The sequence below is a fragment of the Chryseobacterium salipaludis genome, assembly GCF_022968825.1.
GTDB classification, from domain to species: Bacteria; Bacteroidota; Bacteroidia; order Flavobacteriales; family Weeksellaceae; genus Kaistella; species Kaistella salipaludis.
The window spans coordinates 146,052-158,341 of record NZ_JALHKS010000006.1 but is presented as its reverse complement, the minus strand read 5'-3'; the positions used below and the strand labels follow the sequence as shown (position 1 = coordinate 158,341).

At 46.0% G+C, this 12,290-nt stretch carries 13 protein-coding genes; 12 read left to right on the top strand and 1 reads right to left on the bottom strand.

Annotated features, from left to right (window positions below):
• Positions 1-25: 25 nt before the first annotated feature.
• The 7 genes from smpB (at position 26) to MVI27_RS10645 (ending at position 6,011) form a co-directional block, all read left to right on the top strand.
• Entirely contained in the window at positions 26-484 is a 459-nt protein-coding gene (gene smpB / locus MVI27_RS10675) for an SsrA-binding protein SmpB (protein WP_246961667.1), read from the top strand.
• Positions 485-561: 77 nt separating this feature from the next.
• Positions 562-2,031, top strand: coding sequence for an OmpA family protein (locus MVI27_RS10670; protein WP_246961665.1), 1,470 nt, complete (start codon positions 562-564; stop codon positions 2,029-2,031).
• A 105-nt stretch (positions 2,032-2,136) separates the two neighbouring features.
• Complete coding sequence (locus MVI27_RS10665) at positions 2,137-2,877, top strand: YebC/PmpR family DNA-binding transcriptional regulator (RefSeq protein WP_246961663.1); 741 nt, start codon at positions 2,137-2,139, stop codon at positions 2,875-2,877.
• 23 nt (positions 2,878-2,900) lie between these two features.
• The gene (locus MVI27_RS10660; RefSeq protein ID WP_246961661.1) at positions 2,901-3,515 is read left to right on the top strand and encodes an alpha-ketoglutarate-dependent dioxygenase AlkB family protein; all 615 of its coding nucleotides are present in this window, start codon (positions 2,901-2,903) and stop codon (positions 3,513-3,515) included.
• Between the two features lie 116 nt (positions 3,516-3,631).
• Positions 3,632-4,111, top strand: coding sequence for a BON domain-containing protein (locus MVI27_RS10655; protein ID WP_246961659.1), 480 nt, complete (start codon positions 3,632-3,634; stop codon positions 4,109-4,111).
• Positions 4,112-4,117: 6 nt separating this feature from the next.
• A complete protein-coding gene (locus MVI27_RS10650) occupies positions 4,118-4,537 on the top strand; it encodes an SH3 domain-containing protein (protein ID WP_246961657.1) in 420 nt (139 codons plus the stop codon).
• A 223-nt stretch (positions 4,538-4,760) separates the two neighbouring features.
• Positions 4,761-6,011 (top strand): dicarboxylate/amino acid:cation symporter, encoded by a 1,251-nt coding sequence (locus MVI27_RS10645; RefSeq protein WP_246961655.1) that lies wholly within the window; start codon positions 4,761-4,763, stop codon positions 6,009-6,011.
• Positions 6,012-6,085: 74 nt separating this feature from the next.
• On the opposite strand, the gene MVI27_RS10640 is transcribed toward MVI27_RS10645, so the two are convergent.
• On the bottom strand, positions 6,086-6,694 hold the full coding sequence (locus MVI27_RS10640) for a DUF4142 domain-containing protein (protein WP_246961653.1): 609 nt from the start codon (positions 6,692-6,694) through the stop codon (positions 6,086-6,088).
• Between the two features lie 226 nt (positions 6,695-6,920).
• Between MVI27_RS10640 and MVI27_RS10635 the strand changes: the two genes are divergently transcribed.
• From MVI27_RS10635 to ruvA, 5 genes are all read left to right on the top strand, one after another.
• Complete coding sequence (locus MVI27_RS10635; protein ID WP_246961651.1) at positions 6,921-8,027, top strand: Mrp/NBP35 family ATP-binding protein; 1,107 nt, start codon at positions 6,921-6,923, stop codon at positions 8,025-8,027.
• A gap of 52 nt (positions 8,028-8,079) precedes the next feature.
• Entirely contained in the window at positions 8,080-8,328 is a 249-nt protein-coding gene (locus MVI27_RS10630; protein WP_246961649.1) for a NifU family protein, read from the top strand.
• A gap of 132 nt (positions 8,329-8,460) precedes the next feature.
• Entirely contained in the window at positions 8,461-9,321 is an 861-nt protein-coding gene (locus MVI27_RS10625; RefSeq protein ID WP_246961647.1) for a BadF/BadG/BcrA/BcrD ATPase family protein, read from the top strand.
• A 54-nt stretch (positions 9,322-9,375) separates the two neighbouring features.
• On the top strand, positions 9,376-11,670 hold the full coding sequence (locus tag MVI27_RS10620) for an NADP-dependent malic enzyme (RefSeq protein ID WP_246961645.1): 2,295 nt from the start codon (positions 9,376-9,378) through the stop codon (positions 11,668-11,670).
• 32 nt (positions 11,671-11,702) lie between these two features.
• Positions 11,703-12,287, top strand: coding sequence for a Holliday junction branch migration protein RuvA (ruvA, locus tag MVI27_RS10615; protein WP_246961643.1), 585 nt, complete (start codon positions 11,703-11,705; stop codon positions 12,285-12,287).
• Positions 12,288-12,290 lie beyond the last annotated feature (3 nt).

The following is a 12,290-nucleotide window of genomic DNA, read 5'->3' as shown; positions in this document are numbered from 1 at the left end:
CGGTAAAAAATAAAATGGCGCAAATATGAAAATTGAAAAATCGGTTTCGATCCTGAACAGAAGGGCGCGTTTTGAGTACGAATTGTCGGAAGAAACTGAAGCGGGAATTGTGCTTACCGGTACGGAAATCAAATCGTTACGTTCTTCAAAAGCCAGCATTTCCGAAGCGTTCTGCCAGTTCATCGACGGGGAGTTGTACATCATCAACATGATGATAGACGAGTATAAATTGGGAACTTTTTACAATCATAAAATAAAAAGGGAACGGAAGTTGTTGCTGCACAAACGGGAATTGCAAAAATACGAGCGAAAACTTAAGGATGCCGGCAATACCATTATACCTTTAAAGTTGTATATTAATGACAGAGGAAAAGCTAAGGTTTTAATAGCGTTGGGAAGAGGGAAAAAACTTTATGATAAACGGGAAACTATAAAAGACAGGGAAAACAAAAGAAATCTGGACAGAATGCTAAAGAAAGGTTAAAAACAGCCTGCTAATCTTTGCCTGGAAAGAAAATTTATATTTATTTTGCATTATCAATTATTTAATCATTTAATTCTATGAAAAATCTAAAATTAGGAATTTCAGCATTGGCACTTACAGTTGCCTCTACTGTATTCGCTCAGACCACCACAAACCCGTGGCTTATCGGGGTGGGGGCTCACGGAGTAAATCATGTTGCTGCAGGAGGAAATGTAGGTAACGTGTTTGGAACTGCCTTTGGTGGCGGAGATGGAGGTGAATTGTATAACATCAACAACTTTACAATTACTCCACCTTTATCCAAACTTACGGTTGCTCGTAACCTGAACCAATATTTGGTACTGGACTGGCAGACTTCCGTAGGAAACGTGGATAACAAGAGAATCGGTATGGGGAAAGAATTCTTCCTGATGACCGGTCTGGGGCTGCAATTTAAATTTAACGGCCTTTGGAATGAAGATTCCTGGTTTGACCCTTATTTAAGAGTAGGTGCTAACTACCTGAGACATGATTACACAGGAGTTAACTTCCCGGTAACTGATACCAACGGTACTGTTTACCAAGGTTTTTCTAATAACGAAGCTAACACTCAAAGAAGAAAAGACCACTTCGCAGTTGCTACTGGTATTGGATCTAACTTCTGGATCACTCAGAACTTCGGTTTAGGTATTCAGGGAGATTATGTGTCTACACCGGTTGACAAATCAGATATTGCTAACTTCTGGCAAGCATCTGCTTCCCTGTTGTTCCGTTTCGGAAATACAGACAGAGATAAAGACGGAATCCCAGATAAAGAAGACAGATGTCCTGATACCCCAGGTTTACCAGAGTTCCAGGGTTGCCCTGATACTGACGGAGATGGTATCCCAGATATCGATGACGAATGTCCAGATGTTGCAGGACCAGTAGAAAACAACGGATGCCCTTGGCCAGATACTGATGGTGACGGAGTTCCAGATAAAGACGATGCTTGTCCTACAGTTCCAGGACCGGTAGAAAATAACGGATGCCCTTGGCCAGATACTGATGGTGACGGAATCCTTGATAAAGACGATGCTTGTCCTACAGTTCCAGGTCTGCCTGAGTACAACGGATGTCCAAAACCAAAATCAGTGACTGCTACTGAAGTAGAAGGTGAGTTGAAAAACATTTACTTCGACTTTAACAAAGCAACCATCAAAGCTGAGTCAGGTCCAAGACTGGATGCAGCTGCGAATATCATCAAAGCTGACGGCGGTAACTACCTGCTGGAAGGACAAACAGATAAGAAAGGTCCTGAAGCTTATAACCTTGACCTGTCCAGAAGAAGAGCACAGTCTGTAGTTTCTGCCCTGGATGCAAGAGGTGTTAATCCATCCTCACTGAAATCTATCGGTGTTGGTGAATCTAAAGCGGTAGTTCCGGAAACAGCTTCTGACGCTGAAAGACAACAAGACAGAAAAGTAGTTGTTAAAGCAATTGAAGACGACGTAGAGTGGGCTACTTACAAAAAGCATGATGTTGTAACTCCTGCTAAGAAAAAAGCTCCGGCTAAAAAGAGAAAATAATCTTCGGATTCATTTTTAAATATCAAAGCACCCTCCCCCGCGGAGGGTGTTTTTTTATAAACTAATTTGTAATTTTGTCTAACTAAAATAAAGTATCATTAGACTATGGGACGCGCGTTCGAATACAGAAAAGCTTCTAAAATGGCCCGCTGGGATAAGATGGCCAAAACATTTTCCAAGATTGGTAAAGACATCGCACTTGCGGTAAAAGCCGGTGGCCCGGATCCTGATTCAAACCCGGCACTGCGGCGCTGTATTCAGAATGCCAAGGGCGCGAACATGCCAAAAGACAATGTGGAGCGCGCCATCAAAAAAGCAAGTGGTGCCGATGCTGAGCACTTTGAGGAGGTAACTTACGAAGGCTATGGTCAGGGTGGTGTGGCTTTCTTTGTGGAATGCACAACCAATAACCCCACGCGTACCGTTGCAAACGTTCGCGCAATCTTTAATAAATTTGATGGAAACCTGGGTAAAAATGGTGAACTTGCCTTCATCTTTGACCGCAAGGGAATCTTCACGCTGGACCGTTCAGCGATCCGGGGAGACTGGGATGAATTCGAAATGGAAATGATTGATGGCGGCGCCGAAGAAATAGAGCAGGACGAGGAAGAAGTGTTCATCACAACAGCCTTTGAAGACTTCGGATCCTTATCCCACAAACTGGAAACCCTCGGGCTGGAGCCGAAGAGCGCGGAATTGCAGCGTATTGCCAACAATACCAAAGAAGTTTCCGAAGAGCAGTTTAAAATCAATATGAAAATGCTGGAACGTTTTGAAGAAGATGACGATGTTCAGAACGTGTATCACAATATGGAAATTACAGAAGAAATGATGGAGCAACTCTAATCTTCCTTTACAATCAACTTTCAATGACAGAACTTTTCCCTCTGGAGCCGCAGCCTGATAAGAACCTGCTTCCTTATGACGGAGAAGTTCTGTCGTTTGGGAGCATTTTATCCCGCACCGAAGCGGTCCGGTACGAAAAAGAATTGCTGGAAAACATCAGCTGGCGGCCGGATGAGGTCGTCATGTTTGGCAAGCACATCACTACCAAACGGGAAATGGCCTGGTATGCAGATTTTCCACTAGATTATACGTACTCCAATAAAACCCGTTCCGCACTTCCCTGGATTTCTGTGCTCGTAGATTTAAAAAACAGAGTTCAAAGCGCAACCGGTGATACCTATAATTCCTGTCTGGCCAATCTTTACCACGACGGAACTGAAGGAATGGGCTACCATTCCGATGGAGAATCAGAACTTCAGCCCGGCGGCAGCATTGCCTCGCTGTCTTTCGGCGCAGAACGCAGGTTTATTTTTAAACACAAAAAAACCGGTGAAAAAGTACAACTCATGTTGCCTGCCGGAACCTTATTGGTTATGAAGGGAGCTACGCAGCAACATTGGGTGCACAGCCTGCCGGTGATGCGTACGGTTAAAGCACCGCGCATCAATCTTACCTTCCGGCAAATGCTGGTGCCGTAGAAATTCTTTTGGTCCTTATTTTGCAGCAGCTCAAGCTGTATTTGGAGAAATTGCAAGCGTTATAGCAAGAGCGATTTCCCTTTTGCCTAATTTTAACCTTAATCAAAAAATCAACTATGAAAAAGCACTTTGCACTTGCAGCACTGGCGCTGGCCATTTCTTTTGGTTCCGTAAGCTGCAAAAAAAAGACCTCAGATGCGGAACTGCAGTCGCAGGCAACCACAGTGGTAACATCCAATCCTAATGCTTCTGTGGAAGTGAAAGACGGCAGCGCGCACCTGAGCGGAACCTTCCAGAGCGAAGCGGAGCGCGACAATATGATCGCATCCCTCAAAGCAATTCCCGGCATCAAGGATGTACATGATATGACGACTATTGCTGCACCCGAAGTAGTGGAAACAACTACCGCCGCGGATCCCGCAATACAGCAAAAAGTAAATGATGCACTGAAAGATTTTCCGACCGCTAAGGCAGAAGTTATCAACGGTGAACTCACCATTACCGGAGAGGTTTCCGCCAGCCAGGCGCGACAAATTAAGGAATCTGTAGATGCCCTGCAGGTTGGGAAAGTGAACTATAACTATAACGTAAAATAAGCAGCCATGACATCATTACAGGAAAAATATGCAGGCGTTATCAGCGCTGCGCAGTCTGCCGGAATCTCCAATCTAAAGGTAACCGAGCAGAACGGTGTATTATATGTATCCGGCAGCGCGGCGACCACGGCCGCAAAAGATGCCGTTTGGAATGCCGTAGGCGTGGTGGATCCGGAATATAAAGCCTCAGACATTAATGTTGATGTCCAGGTGTCCGGCCTTACGCCCGGTGTCACCCTGCGCGTCAATACAGAAAATTCAAACCTCAATATCCGCCAGGCCCCATCTACGGAAGCTACCGTTGTCGGCAAGGCCGGCCGTGGTGATACCGTTACGCTGATCGAGCAAACATCCGATGATTGGTGGAAAGTTCGGAACCAGCGCGGTGAGGAGGGATACGCCTACTCCCGCTACTTGCAAGATTAATCCAGGTAAATCAAAGCTTCTGTCACGCAGGAGCTTTTTTATTTGGGGCCATCTCGCCACGGGGTTTATCAACCCCCTGACGAGACCGCGCTTTCCGCTGCATTCTTTTTCCTGAGCTGCGCTCCGGTAAAAAGGATTTCCGCTGCAATCGCTTGTCCGGAAGCCCGCTCAAAATTCTTTCTCCTAAAAAACATATATTTGTAGCCGAACATAAAAGAAATATATGAAAGGACAGAATAAACTCTTTATCGCCATCGTCATTGCGCTGATTGCCGGCGTCATCATGGGTGGGGTTGTGCACCTTCAGTTTCCCGACAGCGCCGAAGGGTTCTCCAAAAATATTAAGCTGCTCGGCACCATCTTCATCCGGTTGGTACAGATGATTATTGCGCCGCTGGTATTTACCACCCTCGTGGTAGGCATCGCCAAAATGAGCGACATTAAAATGATTGGCCGCGTTGGTACGAAAGCCATGCTGTGGTTTATCACCGCATCTTTGGTTTCCCTTTTTATCGGTCTAATCTTTGTCAACTGGCTGGAGCCCGGCTTGGTCATGCAATTGGACAAACCCGCTGCTGATGCTGCCGGCGAAGTAGTTGCCCACAGTCAGGGATTGTCTCTGGAAGAGTTTGTGAAACACGTCATTCCTAAAAGTTTATTCGAAGCTTTCGCTACCAACGAAGTCCTGCAGATTGTTGTTTTCTCCATCATGTTCGGCGTAGCGCTGGCCAATATGGGTGAACAGTATACCCAGCCGGTCGTCCGCGCATTGGACATCTGCGCGCACGCGATCCTGAAAATGGTAGGATATATTATGTGGTTTGCCCCGCTGGGTGTACTCGGTGCCATCGCTGCGGTAGTTGCTACCAACGGCTTTGAAATCTTTAAAGTATATGCCATCTACCTGCGCGACTTCTTTTTGGCATTGGCCGTATTGTGGCTTGCGCTGTGTGTGGTGGGATACTTTATTCTGGGAAATCGTCTTTTCGATTTGCTGCGCCGGATAAAAGAACCTTTGCTTATTGCCTTCTCCACCACCAGTTCCGAGGCGGTTTTCCCCAAACTGGTGGAAGAACTGGAGCGCTTCGGTTGTAATAACCGTATCGTGTCTTTTATTCTGCCGCTGGGTTATTCCTTTAACCTCGATGGAAGTATGATGTATATGACCTTTGCATCGATCTTCATTGCGCAGATTTATGGAATTGATATGTCGTTGGGGCAGCAGATTATCATGCTGCTGGTGTTAATGCTTACCTCAAAAGGGATTGCCGGTGTGCCGCGAGCCAGCTTGGTAATCATCGTGGCCACCTGTACAATGTTCGGAATACCGCCGGAAGGAATTGCGCTAATCCTGCCGATTGACCACTTCTGCGATATGGGTCGCAGTATGACCAACGTGTTGGGTAATGCTCTTGCTACCTCAGCCGTTTCCAAATGGGAAGGCCAGCTGGAAGGCGGCAGCACTGAAGTTTAAAAATTCAATTACAGCCATATAAAAAACGCAAAATCCCGCCTTTCGGTGGGATTTTGCTGTAAGTTATCTGCAGCTTACTTCACTGCATTGTGTGCGTCTTCTGCTTTTTTAAGGTGATCTTCCAGTTTAGGAACCGTGCTGGATGCAAAAGTTTTTAAGGACTGATCGCCTCCCGCCGAAGCCTCTTTCTTAAACAGTTCAATGTCTTTTTTATGATCATCAACCATCATTTTAGCGTATGCCTTATCGAAATCTGCTCCGGTTTTGGCTTTTAAATCATTGTACTTTTTCTGCATCTCTGCATCAAGTTCGGTTGGGATATCAACATTGGCGGCAGTTGCCCATTTTTTCAGTTCATCATTCACTTTCGTGTGGTCGTTCACCATCATTTTTCCCAGGTCTTTTACTTTATCATTCATGCCGTTTACGGCAGCCAGATCTCCGGCCATTACTTCGTACATTCCGCCAATCAGCGCTTTCTTCAGGAAGTCTGTATCCTGGTCATTCAGATTCACATTCATAATGGTGCTGGAAGTTGCCAGTGAATCGGTTCCCATGGTACTGTCCATGTCCATGTCGGTTGCCATGGTGGTATCCGTCGTGGTATCCATGGTGGTGGTTTCGTTCTTCTTGCAGGCCACCAGCGCGGCAGCGGCGAACACAGTTAACAGTGCATGTTTCATAATAATAATTTTTAAAATGGTGTGTTTTCTTATTAATGATTATAATATCCTGTATCATTGTACAATATTTTTGCCAAAACACTGCTTTCGCTCATATTTTCAATAAGTTGCAGTTTTATTTCGTTTCAGCAGAACACAGAAAACGCGATAATTGTCATAGACTTTAATGATTCTAAACAAGGAAAAAATTCCGTAATTTTACATTTCTAAAAATATATTCTGAATTATGTTGACGAAAGCGAAAGTTCAGGCTTTCCTGAAAGAGATAGAAGTGGATGATCTGGTGCACAATTTCCAGGTGATGGGGAACGATGTGTATATCGATATGACCGCGCATTCACCGGCCATGCACGAAAAGAAAAAACTGGAAGCAGCCATGAAGCAGGCTTTTGCTTCTGAATTTGGGGAAGACGTAGTGTTAAAGCTCAAGATTGCCTCACCGGAACCTTCGGAAGTGCAGCAGAATCAAATTAAAGGAAAACAAATTCCCGGCATTACCAATATTATTGCCATTGCCTCCGGAAAAGGCGGGGTGGGCAAATCTACCGTAGCTGCGAACTTGGCTGTGACCTTGGCAAATATGGGTTTCAAAGTCGGATTGCTGGATGCGGATATTTATGGCCCGTCTGTCCCTACCATGCTGGACACGGAAGATCAAAAACCGCTTTCAGTGGAAGTAGATGGCCGCACATTGATGAAGCCAGTGGAAAATTATGGCGTAAAAATGCTGTCTATCGGATACTTCTCCGGTGCGAATCAGGCGGTGGTTTGGCGTGGGCCTATGGCTTCCAAAGCGTTAAACCAGATGATTCGCGACGCTGCCTGGGGTGAACTGGATTTCCTGCTCGTGGACCTGCCGCCGGGCACAGGTGATATTCACTTATCCATTATTCAGGAAGTACCGGTAACCGGCGCGGTAATCGTGAGTACGCCACAGCATGTGGCACTGGCAGACGTGCGTAAGGGAATTGCCATGTTCCAGATGGAAAGCATCAATATTCCGGTATTAGGACTTATCGAAAATATGTCTTATTTTACACCAGAAGAGTTGCCGGAGAATAAATATTATATCTTTGGCAATCAGGGAGCACAATATTTGGCCGAGGACCTGGGCATTCCGGTTCTGGGTGAGATTCCACTGATTCAGAGCATTCGGGAAGCAGGAGACGTAGGCCGTCCGGCCGCGCTTCAGGAAGGTTCCAAAATTGCCGAAATCTATCGTGAAACCACACAGAAAATGATTGAAAGCCTGGTGGAGCGCAATAAGAATCTGCCGCCAACCGAAGCTGTCAAGATTACTACTATGGCCGGCTGCTCGCCAAAAAAGAAATAAAGCGGAAGAACATCCGTTAACCTACATACAAGAAAAACTGCTGCACAGCAACATGGAAAATATAAAATCACAGGAAGATACAGTAACACGCGTGCTCGAAGCGCTGGAAAGTATACGGCCTTTTTTGAATAAAGATGGGGGAGATATCGAGTTGGTGGATGTAACCGGCCACACAGTTCTTGTGAAATTACAGGGGAACTGCAATGGTTGCCCCATGAGCTTTTCCACCATGAAACTCGGGGTGGAAAATACCGTGAAACAATTCGCACCGGAAATTACAGAAGTTCTTGCGGTAGAATAAACGGCCGGGGTAGCACAATATATTAAAAGCGGGTTTCGGCCCGCTTTGCCGTTTGTGGACAACCGCACTATTTAGCAAGGGTACGATTGGAATTAAATTAATATTTTAGCAGACTAATTTATAAAGAACCTTATGATTGCCATTATAGACGGCGGTTCCACCAAGTGCGATTGGGTGATCCTGGAAGACAGCGGCAGCCTGCATCTGAAAACCACAACGCTGGGTTTCAATCCCAATATCATCAATCCAGATTTTATCGCAGCAGAGATTAACCGTAATGCTGATCTGGCGGCGCTGGTTCCTGTAATTAACCAGGTGTTCTTTTATGGCTCGGGCTGTGGCGTTGCGGCCAATGCGGATAAAGTTAAAAAGGAATTTTTGCAGATATTCAACGAGGCAGATATTGAGGTGAAAGATGATATGATTGCCGCGGCATATGCGGCGTATACAGGTCGTCCCGGTCTTGTCTGCATTTTGGGCACCGGTTCCAATTCCTGCTTTTTTGATGGAGAAAATATACGTGTTGATCTTCCCTCACTTGGTTTCCTGATTGGCGACGAAGGTAGCGGCAGCGCACTTGGCAAGCATTTGCTGCGCCGGTTCTTTATGAAAAAGCTGCCGGCAGATCTGGAGCAGGCTTTTCGGAAAAAGTACGAGCTGACCATCGAACAGGCCTTGCAAAGCATGTATCATAATCCCCGTGCCAATGCATATTTAGGCAGTTTTAATGAATTTATTGCCGAGCATAAAAACCATTCTTATTTTCAGAATATGGTGTTTGATGAAATGAAGAACTTTATGGATTTTCATATTCTGCCGTATCCGGAGGCCCGCGAAGTGGAAATTAACTTCATCGGCTACATCGCTTTTATTTATGAGGACATTCTTCGGGCGGCCGCAGCAGAACTCAATCTGACGGTAGGAAGAATCGTACAGAAACCTATTGAAAGTTTGGTCGATTATCACAAAAAATATCTGCTGCAGCTTTCTTAATTAAAAATTTAAAACAATACGGCTCCTGGAGCCATTCTTATAAAAATATCATTTATGTCAAGTAAAAATAATCGGGACGAACGAAATTTTAATCAGGCGGCACTGGATTACCACCGCATGGAACCGAAAGGTAAAATTGAAGTAATCCCTTCCAAACCTCACTCTTCTCAGCGCGACCTTTCTTTGGCGTACTCGCCGGGTGTGGCTATTCCCTGCCTCGAGATTGAAAAGGATACGAAAAAAGCCTATGAGTATACCGGCAAAGGAAACCTGGTAGCGGTTATCTCGAATGGTACGGCGGTATTGGGATTGGGCGACATCGGTGCCGAAGCTTCCAAACCGGTGATGGAAGGAAAAGGATTATTATTTAAAATTTTTGCAGACATCAATGTTTTTGATATTGAAATCGACGAAAAAGATCCGGACAAGTTCATTGAAATCGTAAAAGGAATTGCTCCCACGTTTGGCGGTATCAACCTCGAAGATATAAAGGCGCCGGAAGCTTTCTATATTGAGCAGCGCCTGAAAGAAGAACTGAATATTCCTTTGATGCACGATGACCAGCACGGAACCGCGATTATTTCTGCAGCGGCTTTATTAAATGCGCTGGAGATCGCCGGTAAAAAAGTGGAAGATATCCGCATGGTGGTGAACGGCGCGGGGGCAGCGGCCATTGCCTGTACCAAATTATATGTTCAGCTGGGTGTTCGCAAAGAAAATATTCTGATGTGCGACTCCAAAGGGGTCATTAATAAACACCGCACCAACCTTACGCCCGAAAAACTTGAGTTTATCGCAGATACTGATTTGCAGACACTGGAAGAAGCCCTGCAGGGTGCTGATGTTTTTATCGGTCTTTCCAAGGGAGATGTAATGTCGCCCGAAATGCTGCTTTCCATGGCGGAAAATCCGGTTGTCTTCGGCCTGGCCAATCCAGATCCTGAGATTGAGTATAACCTTGCGATGGAAACCCGCCCGGATACAATTATGGCCACCGGCCGTAGTGATTATCCTAACCAGGTGAATAACGTACTCGGGTTCCCATATATCTTCCGGGGTGCGTTGGATGTGCAGGCAACCGGCATTAATGAAGAAATGAAACTGGCTGCCGTGCGCGCCATCGCCGAACTTGCCAAAGAACCGGTGCCGGAAGCCGTGATCCTGGCCTATAACCTGAAGAACCTGCACTTCGGCAGAGAATATTTTATTCCAAAACCATTTGATAATCGCTTGATCACCAAAGTTTCCATAGCGGTGGCAAAAGCAGCGATGGAAAGCGGGATTGCACACAAGCCGATCGAAGATTTTGATGATTATGAAAATGCGCTGCTGGACCGCATGGGACGTGATGAAAAACTCATCCGCATGATGCAGAACCGCGCGCGCAGCAATCCGAAACGAGTTACGCTCGGCAATGCGGAAGAATATAACGTTTTGAAAGCTGCTCAAATCCTTTATGAAGAAGGTATTGCCCATCCGATTCTGCTGGGTGAGAAGAAATATGTTCAGGAACAGATGAAAAAATTCGGTATTGAATTAAATGTTCCGATCATCGACCCGATGGATGACGATCAGGAAGAGAACCGCGTTCGTTATCGCAACACTCTGTGGAAAGGCCGCCAGCGTAAAGGCATGAATGAATATAAAGCCCGCCGCTATGTGCGCCAGATGGACTACTTCGGGCCGCTGATGCTCCACCATGGCGATACCGATGCGCTGATTGTTGGTTTTTCCAAAAACTACGCTTCTGTGCTGAAGCCGATTCTGAAAGTAATCGAGCGTGAAAAGGGAGTGGACAAAATCGCCGGAATGATGATGGTGCTTACGGAAAAGAAACCCATCTTCTTCGCAGATACGTCCATCAACCAGGATCCGACTGCGGAAGACCTGGCCAATATCGCCAGAATGTCTGAGCTTACCGTGAAATCCTTTGCCATCGAGCCCCGCGTAGCGATGTTATCGTTTACCAACTTTGCTGCGAACTCTGAAACGTCGAAGAAAGTAGCAAAAGCCGTCTCCATCCTGCACGAGAAGTATCCAAAAATGATTGTGGACGGCGAAATTCAGCCGGATTTTGCGATGGACAGTGAACACCTATCCGATTACCCGTTCTCTAAATTGGGAACCACGCCGGCGAACGTGTTCGTCTTCCCGAATCTGGAGAGTGCGAACCTGTCTTACAAAATCATCCGCGGGTTAAAAGTGGCGCAGGTAGTGGGTCCTGTTTTAATGGGACTTAAAAAACCGGTTCATGTGCTGCAGATGCGTGCCAGCGTAGATGAAATTGTCAACCTGGCAACGGTAGCCGTACTGGATGCGCAGCGCCGTGAGGAAGGCCTGGACCGCTAATTCATTTATATTAATGACTTAAAAATTGTCTGATGATCTATTCATTAAAAGGCATAGTGCAGCAGGTGCATCCCACTTCTGCCGTGATTGAGGTGCATGGAGTTGGTTATCTGGTGGGCATCAGTCTGCAAACGTCGCAGCAGCTCACCTTGGGCAAGGAAACATTTCTGAACATACAGCAGATCATCCGCGAGGATGCCCATCTGCTGTTTGGTTTTAGTACCCTGCTCGAAAAAGAGATGTTTAACTTGCTCATCAGCGTAAATGGGGTCGGGCCGGTTTCTGCGCTGATTATGCTTTCTTCCCTGTCACTGGATGAAATTGCTTCCGCGATTATGAACAACAGCAGTATGCTGCTCCAAAAGGTAAAAGGCATCGGTGCCAAGACTGCTGAGCGCATCATTGTGGACCTTCGGGATAAAGTGCAGAAGTTCAGTGTTTCCGAGGAAAATATTTCCGCTGTGGTAAATAATAAAGTAAAAGAAGAGTCGTTATCTGCACTGGAGGTATTGGGTATTCCCAGAAAAACCAGCGAGCGGATTGCCAATCGCCTGCTCAAGCAGGAACCCGACCTTACGGTGGAAGCATTGGTTAAGCAGATTTTAAAAAATATTTAGCAT